Origin of the sequence: Roseixanthobacter glucoisosaccharinicivorans (genome assembly GCF_043195095.2) — a bacterium.
In the GTDB taxonomy this organism is placed as follows: Bacteria; Pseudomonadota; Alphaproteobacteria; order Rhizobiales; family Xanthobacteraceae; genus NCEH01.
In genome coordinates this window covers 882415-901353 of record NZ_CM195538.1, presented here as the reverse complement: position 1 = coordinate 901353, position 18939 = coordinate 882415, and the positions used below count along the sequence as shown (strand labels likewise).

Annotated in this window: 18 protein-coding genes and 1 riboswitch; of the genes, 8 read left to right on the top strand and 10 right to left on the bottom strand. The window is 67.7% G+C overall.

Translation table 11 applies throughout. The annotated features are described in order from the left end of the window. Position 1 precedes the first annotated feature (1 nt). Positions 2-1168 (bottom strand): glycine oxidase ThiO, encoded by a 1167-nt coding sequence (gene thiO / locus V5F78_RS03835; protein WP_394066404.1) that lies wholly within the window; start codon positions 1166-1168, stop codon positions 2-4. 18 nt (positions 1169-1186) lie between these two features. Then, a riboswitch (TPP riboswitch) is annotated at positions 1187-1286 on the bottom strand. Between the two features lie 212 nt (positions 1287-1498). On the opposite strand from thiO, the gene V5F78_RS03830 reads away from it, so the two are divergent. The 5 genes from V5F78_RS03830 (at position 1499) to V5F78_RS03810 (ending at position 7378) form a co-directional block, all read left to right on the top strand. Continuing rightward, the gene (locus V5F78_RS03830) at positions 1499-1942 is read left to right on the top strand and encodes an NUDIX domain-containing protein (protein WP_394066405.1); all 444 of its coding nucleotides are present in this window, start codon (positions 1499-1501) and stop codon (positions 1940-1942) included. Positions 1943-2002: 60 nt separating this feature from the next. Further along, a complete protein-coding gene (gene amaB / locus V5F78_RS03825; RefSeq protein ID WP_394066407.1) occupies positions 2003-3529 on the top strand; it encodes an L-piperidine-6-carboxylate dehydrogenase in 1527 nt (508 codons plus the stop codon). 92 nt (positions 3530-3621) lie between these two features. Beyond that, entirely contained in the window at positions 3622-5010 is a 1389-nt protein-coding gene (locus V5F78_RS03820; RefSeq protein WP_394066409.1) for an ethanolamine ammonia-lyase subunit EutB, read from the top strand. Then, entirely contained in the window at positions 5007-5780 is a 774-nt protein-coding gene (gene eutC / locus V5F78_RS03815) for an ethanolamine ammonia-lyase subunit EutC (RefSeq protein ID WP_394066411.1), read from the top strand. The genes V5F78_RS03820 and eutC overlap by 4 nt, the downstream gene beginning before the upstream one ends. 92 nt (positions 5781-5872) lie before the next feature. Further along, positions 5873-7378 carry an amino acid permease gene (locus tag V5F78_RS03810; protein ID WP_394066413.1) on the top strand — a complete coding sequence of 502 codons (1506 nt, stop codon included), beginning with the start codon at positions 5873-5875 and terminating at the stop codon, positions 7376-7378. Positions 7379-7458: 80 nt separating this feature from the next. On the opposite strand, the gene V5F78_RS03805 is transcribed toward V5F78_RS03810, so the two are convergent. Continuing rightward, complete coding sequence (locus V5F78_RS03805) at positions 7459-7839, bottom strand: hypothetical protein (RefSeq protein ID WP_394066415.1); 381 nt, start codon at positions 7837-7839, stop codon at positions 7459-7461. A gap of 197 nt (positions 7840-8036) precedes the next feature. Between V5F78_RS03805 and V5F78_RS03800 the strand changes: the two genes are divergently transcribed. Next, on the top strand, positions 8037-8405 hold the full coding sequence (locus tag V5F78_RS03800) for a hypothetical protein (RefSeq protein ID WP_394066417.1): 369 nt from the start codon (positions 8037-8039) through the stop codon (positions 8403-8405). Positions 8406-8508: 103 nt separating this feature from the next. Here V5F78_RS03800 and V5F78_RS03795 read toward each other — a convergent pair whose 3' ends face one another. After that, positions 8509-9531, bottom strand: coding sequence for a zinc-binding alcohol dehydrogenase family protein (locus V5F78_RS03795; protein ID WP_394066419.1), 1023 nt, complete (start codon positions 9529-9531; stop codon positions 8509-8511). Between the two features lie 100 nt (positions 9532-9631). Here V5F78_RS03795 and V5F78_RS03790 point away from each other — a divergent pair, with 100 nt between their 5' ends. Further along, a complete protein-coding gene (locus V5F78_RS03790) occupies positions 9632-10033 on the top strand; it encodes a winged helix-turn-helix transcriptional regulator (RefSeq protein ID WP_394066420.1) in 402 nt (133 codons plus the stop codon). Between the two features lie 56 nt (positions 10034-10089). Here the strand turns inward: V5F78_RS03790 and V5F78_RS03785 are convergent, their stop codons facing one another. From V5F78_RS03785 to V5F78_RS03760, 6 genes are read right to left on the bottom strand one after another with little or no spacing between them, the layout of a single operon-like run. Continuing rightward, a complete protein-coding gene (locus V5F78_RS03785; RefSeq protein WP_394066422.1) occupies positions 10090-10461 on the bottom strand; it encodes a Na+/H+ antiporter subunit G in 372 nt (123 codons plus the stop codon). A 9-nt stretch (positions 10462-10470) separates the two neighbouring features. Further along, entirely contained in the window at positions 10471-10740 is a 270-nt protein-coding gene (locus tag V5F78_RS03780) for a K+/H+ antiporter subunit F (RefSeq protein WP_394066424.1), read from the bottom strand. Then, the gene (locus V5F78_RS03775) at positions 10737-11228 is read right to left on the bottom strand and encodes a Na+/H+ antiporter subunit E (RefSeq protein ID WP_394066425.1); all 492 of its coding nucleotides are present in this window, start codon (positions 11226-11228) and stop codon (positions 10737-10739) included. The genes V5F78_RS03780 and V5F78_RS03775 overlap by 4 nt, the downstream gene beginning before the upstream one ends. Before the next feature lies 1 nt (position 11229). After that, positions 11230-12759 (bottom strand): monovalent cation/H+ antiporter subunit D, encoded by a 1530-nt coding sequence (locus tag V5F78_RS03770; RefSeq protein WP_394066427.1) that lies wholly within the window; start codon positions 12757-12759, stop codon positions 11230-11232. After that, positions 12756-13109 (bottom strand): Na+/H+ antiporter subunit C, encoded by a 354-nt coding sequence (locus tag V5F78_RS03765; RefSeq protein WP_394066429.1) that lies wholly within the window; start codon positions 13107-13109, stop codon positions 12756-12758. The genes V5F78_RS03770 and V5F78_RS03765 overlap by 4 nt, the downstream gene beginning before the upstream one ends. 2 nt (positions 13110-13111) lie before the next feature. Next, positions 13112-15967, bottom strand: a complete 2856-nt coding sequence (locus V5F78_RS03760) for a monovalent cation/H+ antiporter subunit A (RefSeq protein ID WP_394066431.1) — start codon at positions 15965-15967, stop codon at positions 13112-13114. 523 nt (positions 15968-16490) lie between these two features. Between V5F78_RS03760 and V5F78_RS03755 the strand changes: the two genes are divergently transcribed. After that, positions 16491-17783: a DUF2254 domain-containing protein gene (locus tag V5F78_RS03755; RefSeq protein ID WP_394066433.1), complete on the top strand. Its 1293-nt coding sequence runs from the start codon at positions 16491-16493 to the stop codon at positions 17781-17783. Positions 17784-17903: 120 nt separating this feature from the next. Here V5F78_RS03755 and V5F78_RS03750 read toward each other — a convergent pair whose 3' ends face one another. Next, positions 17904-18938 (bottom strand): SDR family oxidoreductase, encoded by a 1035-nt coding sequence (locus V5F78_RS03750; protein WP_394066880.1) that lies wholly within the window; start codon positions 18936-18938, stop codon positions 17904-17906. Position 18939 lies beyond the last annotated feature (1 nt).

Sequence of the window (18939 nt, the reverse complement as noted above, 5' to 3'; positions counted from 1 at the left end):
CTCACTCCGCCGCCACGCGCGCCGCGAACCGCTCCGCCCCGAACGGCGCGATCAGCGGATCGGTCCGGCCCTCCAGCACTAGGGCGCAGATGGTGGAGGTGGTCACCGGCAGCAGCAGGATGCCGTTTCGGTGATGGCCAGTGGCATGGATCAAGCCTTCCACCTCGCTCACGCCCAGGATCGGCGCATCGTCACGGCTGCCAGGGCGGAAGCCCACCCATTGCTCGATGATGGTCAGTTCCTCGATGGTCGGCACGCAGCGCCACGCGTGGGTGAGCAGCGCCAGCTGGCCACCGGCGGTGATATCGGTGTCGAAGCCCTTCTCCTCCACCGTCGCGCCGATGATGAGGCGCCCGTCCTTGCGCGGCACCATATAAGTGCCCGGCCCCCACAGCACATGGGTCAGCAAGGGCGCAGCGGGGTCCATGCGCAGGGCCAGCATCTGCCCCTTGATGGGACGCACCGGGAGCGGCGCCGCCGGGGCGATGGTGACCCCACGCGACCAGGCGCCCGCTGCAAGAATCACGGTATCGGCGGGATGCAGGACGCCATCGACCACGACGCCGCGCGCCTTGCCGTCGCGGGTTTCCACCCGTTCCACCTTGGCCTGTTCGTGCAGCACCGCGCCGGCCTTCAGCGCCGCCACCTTCAGCGCCGCCGCGGTTTGCCGGTTGTCGGCCTGATGATCCTGCGGGCACCACAGCGCGCCGGCCAGTTTGGTGGCGAGATGGGGTTCCTTGCGGCGCGCCTCGGCGGCGGTCAGCCATTCCACCGGCAGGCCGAGGCTCTTTTGAAAGGCGTGCTGGTGGCGCAGCTTGGCGGCATCGTCGGCGGTCAGCGCGACGACCAGCGTGCCCTCCTCGCGCAGGCCCACATCCATGCCGCTGGCGGCTTCCAGATCCGCCGCGAAGGCGGGCCACATCGTCTGGCTGGCGCGGTTGAGGGCGAGCAGCCCTTCCTCTCCCGGCTCGGCTTCCGCGCAGGCGGCGAGCATGCCGGCGGCGGCATGGCTGGCGCCGGAGCCGGCACGGCCGGCGTCGAACAGCTCGACCTTGCAGCCCGCCTGGGCGAGACGCCAGCCGATGGCGAGCCCGATGACGCCCGCGCCGATGACGGCGACGCGCATCCCCACAGCGTCGCTGCGGGCCGGCTGAACTTGCGAAGACATACTATTCTGGGACGATAAGCGGGTGCTCATCGGCTCCTCCCTACGCTGGAATGACCCAGACAGGTTCGATGGGTATGATCTCAGCCGCGCGTGACGCGCGGCACCCCAGGCCGTCTGACAGTATCACCGCTTCGCGCCCCAGCGGCAAGGAAAACTCAAAAATTCGCATCGAACCGTCACGAAGCGATGCAAGGCGTTTGGTCCCATAGCTTTTTCACGGGCCAGCCGCAATTGCGGCGCGCGGAATGCATGGGGCGGCCGCCGAGCCCGGGCAGATGTTGTGTGCCAGCCCCCGCTGTCAGGCGTGCGCGGACGCGCTATAAGGCGGCCATGCTGCCTCTGCTTCCGCTCATCCGGCGCGTGCGCCACGGCCTCACCCTCGGTGTGCGCACCATCGTCATGGACGAGGCGCGCGGCGTGCTGCTGGTGCGCCATTCCTATACGCCCGGCTGGCATTTTCCCGGCGGCGGCGTGGATGTGGGCGAAACCACGGAAGATGCGGCCCGGCGCGAACTGATGGAAGAAGCGGCGGTCACCGCCGAAGGTCCATTGGTGCTTCATGGCCTGTTCTTCAATCCCCGCGTCGGCGGGCGCGATCATGTGGCCTGCTATCTCGTGCCGCGCTTTTCCTTCGAGGCATTGCCCGGCCCCAATCTGGAAATTCGCGAGGTGCGCTTTTTCCCGCGCGACGCTTTGCCGGAGGATGTCACCGCCAGCACGCTGCGCCGCCTCGCCGAGATCGAAGGCGGGCAGCCGCCGGACCCGCGCTGGTAGCGCGCGGGCCATCGCTCTTCGCGTACCCGTTCGCCGCCTGTCTCATTCGGGAGCTGTCTCATGGAAGTGACCTCCGCCCCCTCCCCCGCCGCCGAAATCGCCACCTTGCTCGATCGCCTGGGCGTTTCGCCCGCAGCGCGCGCCGGCGGCACGCTGCGGGCGCATTCGCCGATCACCGGCGAACAGGTCGCCACCCTGAATGAAACGCCCGACGCGGCGGCGGCGATCGGCGCCGCGCACGAAGCTTTTCTCGCCTGGCGCGCCGTGCCCGCGCCCCGCCGGGGCGAGCTGGTGCGCCTGCTGGGCGAAGAATTGCGCGCCGCCAAGGCGGATCTCGGCCGGCTGGTGACGCTGGAGGCGGGCAAGATTCTCTCCGAAGGGCTGGGCGAAGTGCAGGAGATGATCGACATCTGCGACTTCGCCACCGGCCTGTCGCGCCAATTGCACGGGCTGACCATCACCACCGAGCGCCCCGACCATCGCATGATGGAAACCTGGCATCCGGCGGGCGTGGTCGGCGTGATCTCGGCGTTCAATTTTCCGGTTGCTGTCTGGTCCTGGAACGCGGCGCTGGCGCTGGTGTGCGGCAACGCCGTGGTGTGGAAGCCGTCGGAAAAGACGCCGCTGACCGCGCTCGCGGTCCAGGCGATTTTCCAGCGCGCGGCGGAGCGCTTCGGGGAAGCGCCGGCCGGCCTCTCCACTTTGCTGATCGGCGGGCGCGAGATGGGCGAAGCGCTGGTTGACGACCCGCGCGTGCCCGTGGTCTCCGCCACCGGCTCCACCGCCATGGGCCGCGCCGTGGCGCCGCGCCTTGCCGCGCGGTTCGCCAAGGCCATCCTGGAGCTGGGCGGCAACAATGCCGCCATCGTCTGCCCTTCCGCCGACCTCGACCTGACGGTGCGCGCGGTGGCGTTTGCCGCCATGGGCACCGCCGGCCAGCGCTGCACGAGCCTGCGGCGGCTGATCGTGCACGACAGCGTTTATGACGCGCTGCTCGCGCGCCTTAAGCCGGCCTATGGCTCGGTGCGCGTGGGCGATCCGCGCGATCCGGCAACGCTCGTCGGCCCGCTGATCGACGCGCCGGCGGGGCAGGCCATGGCGCGCGCACTCGCGGCGGCCCGTGCCGAAGGCGGCAGGGTGACCGGCGGGGAGAGCGTGCGGCCGACTGGCCTTGCGGGCGGCGCCTATGTCCGCCCCGCCTTGGCCGAGATGCCCACCCAGAGCGCCATCGTGCGCGCTGAAACCTTCGCGCCGATCCTCTATGTGCTGCGCTACCGGACCCTGGACGAGGCCATCGCTCTTCAGAACGACGTGCCGCAGGGCCTTGCCTCCTCCATCTTCACCACCGATCTGCGCGAGGCCGAGCGCTTCCTCTCCGCTGCCGGCTCGGACTGCGGCATCGCCAACGTCAATATCGGCCCTTCGGGTGCCGAGATCGGCGGGGCGTTCGGCGGGGAGAAAGAGACCGGCGGCGGGCGCGAGGCCGGATCGGACAGCTGGAAGGCCTATATGCGCCGGGCCACCAACACCATCAATTACGGCACCCGCCTGCCGCTTGCCCAGGGGGTGAGCTTCGAGCTGGACTGAGGCCGCGCGTCTGGCGACAGGCGAAAGGGATTTCTTTCAAGGCATAAATATTGCTTCATAATCGGCACGTTCAGCGTGCGGGAGCCTTGTGAATGCCCTTCATCCACCGCATCGGTCCACGCAGCTATGTGTTCGCCGACCTCAAGGAGCTGATGGCCAAGGCGACGCCGCCGCGCTCCGGCGACATGCTTGCCGGCATCGCCGCCACCAGCGCGGAGGAGAATGTCGCCGCCAAGATGTGCCTCGCCGAGGTGCCGCTGAAGACCTTCCTCTCCACGGCGCTGATCCCCTATGAGCAGGACGAGGTGACGCGCCTCATTCTCGACGGGCACGATCATTCCGCCTTCGCCCCCATCGCGAGCCTCACCGTGGGCGATTTCCGCGATTACCTGCTCTCCGATCAAGCGACGCCGGATGCCCTCGCCCGCCTGGCCCATGGCCTGACGCCGGAAATGGTGGCGGCGGTCTCCAAAATCATGCGCAATCAGGATCTGATCCTGGTGGCGAAGAAATGCCGGGTGGTCACGCGCTTCCGCAACACCATCGGCCTGCCCGGCACCATGGCCGTGCGCCTGCAGCCCAACCATCCCACCGACGATGCCGCCGGGGTTTCCGCTGCCATCCTCGACGGCCTGCTCTATGGCTGCGGCGATGCGGTGATCGGCATCAACCCCGCCTCCGACAGCCTGCCGGTGCTCGACCGGCTGCTGAAGCTGGTGGATGCCGTCATCACGCGCTTCGACATCCCCACCCAGAGCTGCGTGCTGACCCATGTCACCACCTCCATCGAGCTGATGAACCGGGGGGCGCCGGTGGATCTGGTGTTCCAGTCCATCGCCGGGACGCAGGCCGCCAACCGCTCGTTCGGCATAGATCTCGCGGTGCTGCGCGAAGGCTATGACGCCGCCCGCGCGCTGAAGCGCGGCACGCTCGGCACCAATGCAATGTATTTCGAAACCGGCCAGGGCGCGGCGCTCTCCGCCAATGCGCACCATGGCGTGGACCAGCAGACCTGCGAGGCGCGGGCCTATGCGGTCGCCCGCGCGTTCGAGCCGCTGCTGGTGAACACCGTGGTCGGCTTCATCGGCCCGGAATATCTGTATGACGGCAAGCAGATCATCCGCGCCGGCCTGGAAGACCATTTCTGCGGCAAGCTGCTCGGCGTGCCGCTGGGCGTGGACGTCTGCTACACCAACCACGCGGAAGCCGACCAGGACGACATGGATACCTTGCTCACCCTGCTGGCGGCGGCGGGTGTCACTTACATCATGGGTATTCCCGGCGCCGACGACGTGATGCTCAATTATCAGTCGACCTCGTTCCACGATGCCCTTTATGTGCGCGAAGTGTTCGGGCTGAAGCGGGCGCCGGAATTCGAGGCGTGGCTCCAGTCCCTGCACATCACAGGGACGGACGGGCGGCTGCTGCCCGCCGATGGCGGTCATCCGCTGCTCGGCTTCGTGGCGGAGCGGGCGGCATGATCGAACGCGATCCCTGGCTCGCCTTCGCCCGCCATACGCCGGCCCGCATCGCGCTCGGCCGCACTGGCGCAAGCCTGCCGACGCAGGAGGTGCTACGCTTCGCCCTCGCCCATGCCCAGGCGCGCGATGCGGTCCACACGCCGTTCGATGCCGCCGCCATGGACGCGCAGGTGCGCGCGCTCGGCTTCGAGACTGTGCAGATCGCCAGCGCCGCCCCGGCCCGCGACGTCTATCTGCGCCGGCCCGATCTCGGCCGCTGCCTCGCCGAGGCGAGCCGCGCCACGCTCGAAGCGGCCGCCCACGGCCCCGTCGATCTCGCGCTGGTGGTGGCGGACGGGCTCTCTTCCGCCGCCGTGCACGCGCAGGCCGTGCCCTTTCTCGCGGCGCTCAAGCCCTGGATCGAGAAAGAGAATTGGCAGGTGTCGCCGGTGTGCATCGCATCCCAGGCGCGGGTGGCGCTCGGGGATGAAGCCGGCGCGGCGCTCAAGGCGCGGGCGGTGCTGGTGATGATCGGCGAGCGGCCCGGCCTGTCCTCGCCGGACAGCCTCGGCCTTTACCTCACCTTCGCGCCCCGTCCCGGCTGCACGGATGCGGAGCGCAATTGCATCTCGAACGTGCGCGCCGAAGGGCTCTCCCACGAGGCCGCCGCGTTCAAGCTGGCGTGGCTGCTGAAGGAGGCACTGCGCCGGCAAATCACCGGCGTCGATCTGAAAGACGAGAGCGATGCGCTGCTGGAGGGAGCCATCCCGGCGCCGGCCCTCCCCCGATAGCGGCACGCGATTCCGTAGAGGCACGATCTTTGCTTCACAAGAAAAACGGAACGCAGGGGCATTTGCCCGCGCGCGGCTGGAGGGATCACCTTATGAGCAGTCCGGAAAAGTCCTCAGGCGTAAGCTATACTGCGGTGGATGTGACGTATTTCGAGCAGCGTTCGCTCAAGCGTCACGCGCGGGTTTGGTCATTGTGGGCGCTGGGCGTCGGCGCCGTGATCTCCGGACAGTTTTCCGGCTGGAATCTTGGGTTCGCCACGGCGGGCTGGGGCGGCATGATGCTGGCCTCTGCGGTCATCGCCATCATGTATCTTGGCCTGACCTTCTCCATCGCCGAGATGTCGCCGGCCCTGCCCCATACGGGCGCGGCCTATTCCTTCGCCCGCGCGACCATGGGGCCATGGGGCGGCTTCGTGACCGGCCTGTGCGAGAATGTCGAATACATCATCACGCCGGCGGTGGTGGTGTTCTTCATCGGCACGTATCTGTCGTCGATCTTCGGAACGCCAACCGCGTTCCAGCCGGTCTACTGGATCTTTTGCTATATCATCTTCGTCGGCTTCAACGTCGCCGGCGTCGAGCTCTCGTTCAAGGTGACGCTGGTGGTGACGCTCGCCGCCCTCGCCTGCCTTGCCGCCTTCTGGGTGAGCGCGCTGCCGGTGATGGAGTTCAAGCGCTGGGCGCTCAATATCGGCGTCGGCCCGGACGGCACGGCGGTGGAACTGCCGGACGGCAACGGGCCCTATTTCCCGTTTGGCATTGGCGGCGCGCTCACGGCCCTGCCGTTCGCCGTGTGGCTGTTCCTCGCGATCGAGCAATTGCCGCTGGCGGCGGAGGAATCCGTCGATCCCGCCCGGGACATGCCCAAGGGCATCATCGCCGGCATGATCACGCTGATCGTGTCCGCCTTCCTGGTGCTCTGGCTCAACCCCAGCGTCGCCAAGGGCGCCTTTGGCCTCTCCACTTCGGGCGAGCCGATCCTGGACGGGTTCCGCGCCATTTATGGCGACGGCCTCGCCAAGGTTCTCGCGCTGGTCGCGGTGATCGGCCTCGTGGCGAGCTTCCACACCATCATCTTCGCCAAGGGCCGGCAGGTCTATTCGCTGTCGCGCGCCGGCTATTTCCCGCGCTGGCTGTCGGTGACCCACAGCAAATACCGCACGCCCCACGTGGCCATGGCGGCGGGCTCGGGCGTCGCCCTCATCATCATGCTGGTGATCTGGTTCGTGATGGGGTCAGAGAGCGGGGCTGCCACCATCGGCGGGACGCTGCTGAACATGGCCGTCTTCGCCGCCATGTTCTCCTACATCATGCAGGGGATTTCCTTCATCCTCATGCGGCGGAACATGCCCCACATCGCCCGCCCCTATCGCAGCCCCTTCGGCATCCCGGGGGCGGTGGCAACGATCGTGATCGCGCTGATCACCGTGTTCTTCCAATTGTCCGACCCGGTCTACCGGGCGGGCGTCATCGGCGTCGGCATCTGGTTCGTGGTGGGCATGGCCTATTTCGCCGCCTATGGGCGCCACAAGCTGGTGCTCTCGCCCGAGGAGGAGTTCGCCCTCTCGAAGGGCACGGCGGAATATAAGAGCTATTGAAAAAGGCGCCTTAAATGAAACTCCCGCGGTCGCAGCGGTGATCGCGGGAGCCCTTCACAGCCGGCGCGCGGCGTGCCGGATCACACGTGCTCGACCGACACCACGCGATAGGTGTGCATCTCGTCTTCCTCGCGGATCGAGACATATTCGCCCGGTGCGAAGGCTTCATCGCCGAAGCGATAGCCGGACTCATCGTCCTCGTCGCCGCTGACGTCGTAGCGGAACGCCCAGCTGCCGCCGGGCCGGCGCACCAGATGGCCGATATCGTCCGCCTCGCCCGGGCGGAAGCGCACCACCCGGCACGCCGCGCGATTGGCGTGCCAGAGCTCGGGGTCGATGCGGCCGTTCTCATCCAGCGGCGCGACGAAGGAATAGCCGAAATTGCGGGCGCCCTCGGGGTGGTCCTTCTCGCGCGCCAGTTCGAGACGGATCTCGCGGAAGGAATGAGGCAGTTGGCTCATAAGCAGTCTCCTCGGGCGTCGCCCGTCGCCGGTTCCGGTCTGGATCCCCTTCATGCCGCAGGAATAAAAGGGGCGCCAGCTCGGGACATTCACTTAGGCAGAAGACACCCGAAATATTTACATCCGTTGATCCAGGCCAATGCGCCCGTCTGCGTGCGTGGCATGTTAAACTTCAATTCCAGTGCGGAGACGGACCCATGAGCGACGCTTCGACTTTTCCCGACTTCACCAAGGCCTTTGCCGAAATGTGGCCTGGCAAGACCCCGGCGATGGGCTGGCCGATGGCCGCGGCCCGCGTCTATTGGATCGAGCTGCCGGTCGCCATCAACGCCCATCTGCAACGCTTCGCCACCGCCCAGCTGCAGGAGCAGATGCGGTTGATGAGCGAGATGGCCAAGCCCGACGCCGCGACCTCGGTGCTCACCAAGGAAGCCGCCTTCCTTCAGCAATCCGCTTTCGCCTGGGGCACGGAAGTGCTCGAGATCGTGGAATTGTGCAAAGAGAAGCTGCTGAACCCCACCGCTCCGGCCGAAGACGCCGACGCGGGATATCGTCACGCGGCCTGAACCGCGCGACGCAGAATGAAATGCCGCGGCGTCATTCAGGCCGCGGCAGCCGGGCGCGTGCGCTGCGCGCGACCCAAGCCGAGCCGCCCGCGCGGCGCAGCGGTCACGCGGGGCTGAACCCCTCCAGCACGATCTTGCCCCGCGCCCGGCCGCTTTCGAGCAGGCTGTGGGCCCGCCGCAGGTTGGCGGCGGTGATCGGGCCATAGGTTTCCGCAAGCGTCGTGCGGATCTCGCCAGAATCCACCAGGCCGCTGACCTCGTCCAGGATGACGTGCTGCGCCTCCATGTCCGCCGTCTCGAACATCGAGCGGGTGAACATGAGCTCCCAATGGACCGACACGCTCTTGCGCTTGAAGGCGCTGATATCCAGCGTGGCAGGATCGTCGATCAGCGCGAAACGGCCCTGGGGGGCGATCAGCTCAGCGCTCGCGCCCAGGTGCTGATCGGTGTTGGTGGTGGAAAAGACGAAGGCCGGTTCGCCAAGACCGAGTGCCTTCACCTGCTCCGCCAGCGGCTTGGAATGATCCACCACATGGTGGGCGCCGAGATCGCGCACCCATTGCTGCGTTTCCGCGCGCGAGGCGGTGGCGATCACCGTCAGCGAGGTCAGCTTGCGCGCCAATTGCACCGCGATGGAGCCGACCCCGCCCGCTCCGCCGATGATCAGGATCGCCGGCGCGGCACCCACCACAGGCTGTGTCACCTGCAGGCGATCGAACAGCGTCTCCCAGGCGGTGAGCGCCGTCAGGGGCAGGGCTGCCGCCTCCGCCCAATTGAGCGTGGCGGGCTTTTTGCCGACGATCCGCTCATCCACCAGGTGGAACTCGGCATTCGTCCCCTGCCGGCCCAGAGCGCCGGCGTAGAAGACCGCGTCGCCCGGCTTGAAGAGGGTCGCCTCCGGCCCGGCTTCCACCACGATGCCCGCGGCATCCCAGCCGAGCACCTTCCACCCCCCGGCCTCGGCCGCGGCGCGGCGGCGCACCTTGGTGTCAACGGGATTGACCGAGACCGCACGCACCTCGACCAGCAGATCGCGGCCGGTGGCGACGGGACGGGGCAGCTCGATATCGCTCAGGGCCGAGGCATCGTCGATGGGAAGGGAAAGCTGATAGCCGACCGCGCGCATGAAAATCTCCAGTTCTGGACTGGCGCGAAAATGCTGGGTACGCTCGTCCCGCGCAAGAACGCACATAAATCGCACATAGTATCAAAAAGGATACCGTGACATGCCCCGGGTGCGCCACAAGAGCCTGGATTGCAGCCCCGGCTGCGCGGTGGAAGCCACCCTCAGCCTGATCGACGGCAAATGGAAGGGGGTGATCCTCTATCACCTGTTCGAAGGCACATTGCGCTTCAATGAATTGCGCCGCCGCCTGCCGAACGTAACCCAGCGCATGCTCACCAACCAGCTGCGCGAGCTTGAGGCGGAACACCTGATCACGCGCACGGTGTTTCCCGTGGTGCCGCCGAAGGTGGAATATTGCCTGTCCCCCCGCGGGCGCAGCCTCGAGCCGGTGATCATGGCGCTGAAAGCCTGGGGCGATGCCAATTTCGACCTGGCCAAACCCGCCGGGACCAAGCCTGACGGGAACGAAGCCGCCGAGACCGAGGCCGCGACAGCCGCCTGAGCGCGGGGCCGGAGGGTCCGCCGCGCGCTCTTCCCCCCGCATCCTGGCCGCGACGATCACTTCCCCTCGGAATGCCCGCTGTCGAGGGTTGCCCATCCGGTCGCGGTGCCGGTCGCGGGAAGCTGGCCGCGCTCCGCCTGCGCGCGCAGGATGTGCGCCTTGGCCAGCATGTGCGCGCTCACCGGCGCGGTCAGGAAGAGAAACAGGGTGATGAGCAGCTCGTGAAGGGAGACGTCGCCGCGCAGCATCGTGAAATGGACCATCGAGGCGATCAACAGCGCGCCGATGCCGAGCGTGGTCGCCTTGGTCGGCCCGTGCAGGCGCCGCATCATGTCCGGCAGGCGCGCGAGGCCGAGCGCGCCCACCAGCAGGAAGAAGGCGCCGATCAGGATCAGCGCCGCGACCAGGGCCTCGAGGAAGGAATGCATGGGCCGCTCCTATTCGATCACGTTGCCGCGCAGGAGGAATTTGCAGAACGCGACGGTGGTGACGAAGCCCACCATGGCGAACAGCAAAGCCGCCTCGAAATACATGGCCGTGCCATAGGCGATGCCGCCCAGCACGATGAGGGCGATGGTCTCGATCACCAAAGTGTCGAGCGCCAGCACCCGGTCGGTGGCATCCGGCCCAACGGCGAGGCGGTACAGCGTGAGCGCGATGGCGAGGCAGATGGCGCCTCCTGCGATGGCGATGGCGGCGGCGATCATTCGAATATCCTCTTCAGCCGGCTTTCGTAGCGCGCCTTGATGGCGGCGACCGTCGCCTCGGGAGTCCCGGTATCGAGGCAATGCACCAGCAGCGCCTTGCCGTCGGCGGAAATATCCGCGCTCACGGTGCCCGGCGTCATGGTGATGGTGCCGGCGAGCATGGCGATGGCTTCGGGGGTGTGCAGGTCGAGCGGCACGCAGACGTAGCGCGTGCGCAGGCTCTCGTTCCGCCGGAACAGGATCAGCCGCGCCACCTCGATGTTGGAGACGACGATGTCCCACATCACCAGGAGCGCGTATGCGGCGATGGTGAGCGGCGCCTTCAGCCGTGGCCGGCCGGGCCAGAAGGGGGCGGTGAGAAGGGGGATGACGAGGCCGAGGATCAGCCCCATCACCACCACGCCCGGCGTCGCCTCGTTCATGAGGAGCACGAACACAAAAGCGATTAGCAGGGTGAGCAAGGGATGGGGGAGAAGGCGCGCGCGCATCTCAGTCTCCTGCCGCAAGGCGCGCATCCGGCCCCAGGACCGCGCCGATGTAAGCGGAGCGGTCGAGCGCCTGGCGCGCGGTCAGCCCGAGCGCATCGCTCGCGGGGCCGGCCGTCACCGTCCAGGCGAGGGTGAGGGCCAGCAGGCCGACGATCGCGACCAGCGGCAGGACGGGCAGCGGCTTCGTCTCGGAAGCGGGACCGCTCGCCCAGAACAGCACCGAGCCCGCCCGCGCGAAGCCGAAGGTCATGGCGAGGCTCGCGCCCAGGATGAGCGCCCAGATCCAGGGCCACGCGGCACTGGCCTGCGCGGCCTTCAGGATCATCACCTTGCCGAGGAAGCCGGACAGCGGCGGCAGCCCCACGAGGCCGATCGCCGCGAGAAAGAACAGGCCGCCCACCAGCGTTTCGCCGGTCATTGCGGGCGCCGGCACCAGCCGGTCGCGCGCCGCGCCGCGCTGCTCCTGCACCAGCCCGGCGATCAGGAAGAGCGCCGCGCCGGCAAGGGTGGAGTGAACGAGATAATAGAGCCCGGCCGAAAGGCCCGCGGCGTCAAACAGGCCGATGGCAACCAGCAGCGTGCCCATCGAGGCAATGACCGCGAAAGCCGCGAGATCACGCAAGGTGCGGCTTCCCACGAGGCCGATGGCGCCGACCACCAGCGTCACGAGGGCCGCCGGCACCACGAGCGGCGCCGCCGCCAGCGCCAGCGGCCCGGCGCCAGCACCGAAGATGAGGCCGTAGACGCGAATGATGGCGTAGGCGCCCACCTTGGTCATGATCATGAACAGAGCGGCGGCCGGGGCCGAGGTTCCGGCATAGGTGGCGGGAAGCCACCAGTGCAGCGGCACCAGGGCGGCCTTGGTGGCGAACACCAGGAACAGCAGCAGGGCGCCGGCCTTGAGCAGCGCTGCGTCGCCCGCCGCCACCTGCGGCACCTTCACGGCGAGGTCGGCCATGTTGAGGGTACCGGTGACGGCATAGATCAGCCCCACGCCCACCAGGAAGACCACCGAGGCGAGCAGGTTGATCGCCACATATTGAAACCCGGCCTTGAGCCGCGCCGCGCCCCCGCCGTGCAGCATGAGGCCGTAGGAGGCGATCAGCATCACCTCGAAAAAGACGAACAGGTTGAACACGTCGCCGGTGAGGAAGGCGCCGTTGATGCCCATGAGCTGAAACTGGAACAGGGGATGGAAGTGCCGTCCCCGCCCGTCCACGCCGCCGGCGGCATACACCAGGACGCACAAGGCGAGGACCGAGGTCAGCAGCAGCAAGGTCGCGGACAGGCGGTCCAGAACCAGGGTGATGCCAAAGGGCGCCGGCCAGTCGCCCAGCCGATAGGCGTGGACCGTTCCCTCGCTCGCCTGCGCGAACAGCACGGCGGCAAGGCCCACCAGAAGCACCGTGACCGTGATTGAGACGATGCGCTGCCGGCGCAGGTGATGGCGCAGCAGGAGCACCAGGAAGGCGGCCGCCATGGCCGGCACGATCACCGGCAGGATCATCAGATGGTCGAGCGGCGCGGTCATGACTCGCCGCCCCCGTCGGACCCGCGCGGGGCCTCCAGCGCGCTGTGGTCGGAGCCGGTTTCCAGATAACCGCGCAAGGCCAGCACCACGATCAGCGCCGTCATGCCGAAGGAAATGACGATGGCGGTGAGCACCAGGGCCTGCGGCAGCGGATCGGTATAGCCCGCGGCCTCCGGAGAAATGATCGGGGGACGGTCGACCACGAGCCGCCCCATGGCGAACAGAAACACGTTCACCGCATAGGACAGGAACGTCAGGCCGAGGATCACCGGAAAAGTGTGGGCACGCAGGATCAGATAGATGCCCACCAGCGTGAGGATGCCTATGGCGGCGGCGACCAGCAGTTCCATGGTCAGTCCTCCCTGCCGGCGGCGGCGGAGGCGGCGCTTTCCAGCGGCACATCCATCGGCTCATGGCTTTCCGGCGATGGATCGACGCGGTGCGCGACACGGGAGAGCTGCGCCAGCGACAGTACCATCACCCCCACCACGGTGAGGAACACGCCGAGGTCGAAAACCATGGCCGACGCCAGTTCGAAGTCCCCCACCACCGGCCAGTGCAGGTGCCCGAACGTGGAGGTGAGGAACGGCCGGCCGAAGGCGAAGGCGGCGAGCCCCGTGAGCCCGGCGATGGCCACGCCCGCGCCGATCATGGATTGCGAATCCAGCTTCATGCGCTCCGCCGCCCAGCCGTAGCCGGAGGCGATGTACTGCATGATCAGGGCGATCGCGACCACGAGGCCGGCGACGAAGCCGCCGCCGGGCGCATTATGACCCCGCAGGAAGATGTAGGCGCCCACCACCAGAGACAAGGGCAGCAGCACCCGGGTCGCCACCACCAGGATGAGCGGATGGGCGTCCTTGGACTCGTCCCGGGGCAACATCGCCTTGATGCGGCGCACGGCGGCGCCCTTCAGCGTCGGATCCAGCAGCGCATAGATGGCGAGTGCCGCGATGCCGAGCACGATGATCTCGGCGAACGTGTCGTAGCCACGGAAATCCACCAGGATGACGTTCACCACATTTGTGCCGCCCCCGCCCGGCTTGGCCTGGGCGAGGTAGAAATCGGAAATCGACGTGCCGTTGCGCGTCATCACGCCATAGGCGAGCCCCGCCGCGCCGAGGCCCGCGAGGCCCGCGACGATGCCGTCGCGCCAGCGCACGGCGCGGCTCCCCTCGGGCGGCGTCGTCTTGGGCAGCAGGTTCAGCGCCAGCAGCATCAAAATGGTGGTCACCACGTCCACCGAGATCTGCGTCAGCGCCAGGTCCGGCGCGGAGAATTGCAGGAAGGCGAGCGCCACCACCACGCCCACGACGCCGGTGAGGATCAGCGCGGTCAGCCGCTCGCCGTGGAACAAAAGCACCCCGCCGCTCGCCAGCACGAGGGCGAGAAAGGCGGTGAGGGCCGGCCCGGTCACCGGCAGCAGATGCCGCGCGCCGGCCTCGTGCGTCGCGCTCCAGAAGCCATAGCCGCCGACCGCCACGAGCGTTACCACCGTCACCCCCATGTAGCGCGAGAGCGCGCCATTCTGCAGGGCGCTCACGCTCCGGCGGCACGCCACCACGAGGGCGCCGCTCGCGACCTCGAACATAGCCTTTGCCTCGAGGCGCGGCAGGCGCGCGCGCACCGCATCCGCGCGGCGGAAGGCCAGGATCAGCGCGGCGCCGCCCGCGAAGGCCAGAAGGCTCATGAGCAGGGCCGGCGTGAGGCCGTGCCACAAGGCGAGGTGATAATCCGGCAGCGGCCCGCCGATCACCGCGCCGGCCGTCAGCGCCACCAGCGGCCCCGCCACGGGACCGGGAAACAGGCCGATCGCGATCACCGGCACCACCAGCACGGCCACCGGCAGCCACATGCCGAGCGGCGGGTCATGGGGCGCATGGGGATAATCGTGCCGCGACGGGCCGAGGAAAGTGCCGATGGCGAAGCGTGCCGAATAGGCCACCGAGAACACCGCCGCCACCGTCGACAGAACGGGGAACAGCAGGCCGAGCCCCAGATAGGAGGTGTGGGCCGCTTCCTCCAGCATCATCTCCTTGGAGAGGAAGCCGTTGAACAGCGGTACACCGGCCATGGAGGCCGCCGCCAGCAATGCGAGCGTGCCCGTCACCGGCATGAGGACCAGGAGGCCGCCCAGGCGGCGGATGTCGCGCGTGCCCGCCTCATGGTCGACGATGCCCGCGCTCATGAACAGCGCGGCCTTGAAGGTGGCGTGGTTGATGATGTGGAACACCGCCGCCACCGCCGCCATGGGGGTGCCGAACCCCAGCAGCATGGTCATCAGGCCGAGATGGCTCACCGTGGAATAGGCGAGCATCCCCTTCAGGTCATTCTTGAACAAGGCGATCACGGCCCCGATCAGCATGGTGGCGAGGCCCACCGGCGCGACGATGAGGAACCAGGCCTCGGTGCCCGCCAGCACCGGCCAGAGCCGCGCCAGCAGGAACACGCCCGCCTTCACCATGGTGGCGGAATGCAGATAGGCGGAGACCGGGGTCGGCGCCGCCATGGCGTGGGGCAGCCAGAAATGAAACGGGAACTGGGCGGACTTGGTGCAGGCACCCACCAGGACCAGCAGCAGCGCCGGCAGATAGAGCGGCGAGGCGCGCACCATCTCACCCCGCAGAAGAATCTCCGAAAGCTGATAGGAGCCCGCCGCCTGCGCCACCAGCAGCAGGCCCGCGATGAGCGCGAGCCCCCCTCCCCCGGTCACCACCAGCGCCATGCGCGCGCCCTGCCGGGCATCGGCGCGCTTGGTCCAGAAGCCGATGAGCAGGAACGAGGTGAGGCTGGTCAGCTCCCAGAAGACCAGGAGCAGGATGATGTTGTCGGACAGCACCACGCCCACCATCGCGCCCTGGAATAGCAGCAAATAGGCGAAGAAGCGGCCCATGGGATCCTCGCGCGAGAGATAGAACCGCGCATAGACGATCACCAGCAGGCCGATGGCCAGGATCATGGCCGCGAAAAAGAAACCGAGGCCGTCCGCGAACACGGACAAGGAAAGGCCGAGGGACGGAACCCAGGCCACGCCCGCCTTGGGCACTGCGCCCGAGAACACCGCCGGCGCATGGGACAGGAGCAAGGCAAGGGCGAGCAGCGTCACGCCACCGGTCGCCGCGGCGCAGGCATTGCGCCCGGAGCGGATCACCAGCGGCGGAATGAGGGCGCCGAGGAAGGGGATGAAGACAACAAGAAGCAGGGTCACCGTTGAATGCCTCGTCACGCCTGGCTTGGGTCAGGTGGATGAGGCTCCTCGAGCCCCGATGGACGATGGCGACCCGAAGGGGGTCGCAGCGCTCCCGCTCATTCCTCCTTGCAGAAGCCGCCCTGGGCGAACGCCGGCCCGGGACAAGCCTGGGGCGCCGCCACCGGCCGCGCTTGCCGCTTTCTAACATGAAAAGTCGGCTCACACAGACACGAGCATCACTTCAATGTGGAAAATCGCGGGCGCCGGTGAATGCGCGCCGCCCGCGCGGCGGCGTGCGCGTGCATCGCGTCTTTCCCGTGCCGCACCGTCCCGGCGTGGATGAACGCCCGCGTCCCTTGTGTCGGCGTCCCTTGCGTTGGCGTCCCTTGCGTTGGCGTCCCTTGCATTGGCGTCCTTTGCATTGGCGTCCCTTGCGTTTTCGATGCCGGCCATTGATGCCTACTGACGCAGGGGCTAGTTAGGCAGGGGGCCAAAGGACGCCAGAATTGTGAAAGCACGCCTCAAACGCGCGATTGAAGTCTTGAGCGGGACGTTCTGGGTTCTCCCCGGCCTGCTGACTCTGGCGGGAATTCTTCTTGCCCTGGTCCTGGTCTATGTGGACGGCAGCGGCCGCGTTCCCCATTGGCTGCTTGCGAGCGCGTGGCTCTATAACGGAGGAAGCACCGGCGCGCGGACGCTGCTTGGGGCGGTCGCCTCTTCCACCATCGGCGTGGCCGGCACGGTGTTTTCCATCACCATCGCGGCGCTTTCCCTGGCGGCGGGCCAGATGGGGCCGAGGCTGCTGCGCAACTTCACCAAGGATCGCGGCAACCAGTTCACCCTCGGCGCCTTCCTCGGCACCTTCTCCTATTCGCTTATGGTCCTGCGGGCGGTGCGATCGGAAGAAGAAGGCGCCTTTGTCCCTCACCTGTCGCTTACGTTCGCGATTTTCCTGGCATTCGTGTGCGTGGGCACGCTGATCTATTTCGTTGATCACATCGCAAGCCGCATCAACGTGGACACTGTCATTGATCTGGTCAGCGACGACGTGCGGCGGGCACTGCAACGCCTGACGGTGGAGGAGGAGCAGCCCAGCCCGCCGCCCCTGAGCTTCTGGGATGCGGCAACGCCAATTGCCGATGACCGGCGCGGCTATCTTCAACAACTCGATGCGCAGGGCCTCGCGCAATGGGCGCACGAGAAGCATGCGAGCCTATTGTTGCTGGTGCGGCCCGGCGACTATGTTTTTCCCGGTGCGCCCATCGCGTTCGTGCGGCCGCAGGTGGAGGGCGCGCGCGAAGCCGTGCGCAACGCCACCGCGCTCGGGCCGCAGCGGGACAGCTCGGCGGACATTGAATTCGCCGTCAGGCAGCTGGTCGAGGTCGCCGTGCGCGCCTTGTCGCCCGGCATCAACGACCCGCTCACCGCGATCAGCGTGGTGGATCGCCTCGGCGCGGCGCTCTGCGATCTTGAACCCTTGTATCTGCCCACGGGCGTCACCGTCGCGGAGAAGCGGCCGGTGCTCGTCGTTCCGAGCGCGGACTATGATGGGCTTGTGGACGCGATGTTCCACATGATCCGGCAAAACGGAACGCGCAGCACCGCGGTTCTGATGCGGATCCTGGACGTGCTGACGGCCGTGGTGAGCGTGGAGCGAAAGCCCGTCCGCGTCGCCGCGCTCCAGCGACACGCCAACCTCGTGCTCGACGACGCAAGCCGGCACATTTCGTCGCCGGCGGATTTGAACGATATCCGCGAACGCCATAGCGGGTTCGTCGCCATGAAGGACCATGGTCCGCTTGCAGCCATGGCCGCCTGGTCCAAGGAAAAATGATGGTCCTTGCGGACCTCACGGCATGCAGTGGGTCATTTTCCGCCTCCCGCGCCTGCTCGCTGTCGGCGCGGGTGCATGGCTTCGGGCGCATGGGCACAGCGCCGGGGGAATGGGCTCGCCCTATCTGCGGCGGCGAGCGGCGCCCGCACGGCCGTTGGCTGCCGCCAGCCAGCCGCCGAGGGCGATCACACCCACGGCGACTGCGGCGAGGCCAAGCCTGACGGTTTCGCCGGAAATCACCGGGGCCGAACCGGACGCCTCGGCGCCGAAGGATCCCCGCGTGCGATGCAGATCGCTGACGGGGGTGACAAGATTATCGCGGCGACCGGGCCGCACGCGTCGGCCGGTTTCCTGGGCCGTATAGCCGGTCCAGGCCAGATAATGATCCAGGAAGCCCGGAACAGCCATGCTGCCGAGGATCACCTTCGCGGTGCTGAAGCCCACCCACAATTCGCGCCGCGGCCGGCGCGCGCCTGAGAAAATGGCTTCCGCGGCGACTTCAGGCTGGATGACCGGCGGCACCGGGCGCGGGTCGTGGCCGAGGCTGGTGCGCGCCCAGTCGAACTGGGGCGTATTGACCGCGGGCAATTGAACCATCACCAAGGCGATGCCGCTGTGCTCATGGAGCAGCTCGGCGCGCAGCGAATCCGTAAATCCGCGAATGGCATGCTTCGCGCCGCAATAGGCAGACTGGAGCGGAATGCCGCGATAGGCGAGCGAGGAGCCCACCTGGATGATCACCCCGCGATTGCGGGGCCGCATGCAGGCCAATGCCGCCATCGTGCCATGGACATAACCGAGATAGGTCACCTCGGTGACGCGCCGGAATTCCTGCGCCGTCATATCGCGGACCGGGGCGAAGACGGTCGTCATGGCATTGTTGACCCATACGTCTATGGGTCCGAGCTTCTCCTCCACCGTGCGCGCGGCGGCGAGCATGGCTTCGGCGTCGGCGACATCCGCCGCAATCGCAAGGGCCCGCGCGCTGCTCGCCTCCATTTCGGCCCTCGCCTCCTCAAGCGAGGCGGCATCCCGCGCGATCAATGCGACCGATGTTCCGGCGCGCGCGAAGCGGCGCGCGGTCGCCCGGCCGACGCCTGCGGACGCTCCGGTGACGACCACCACCTGGGCGGTCTTTGAGCGGATTTGAGACATC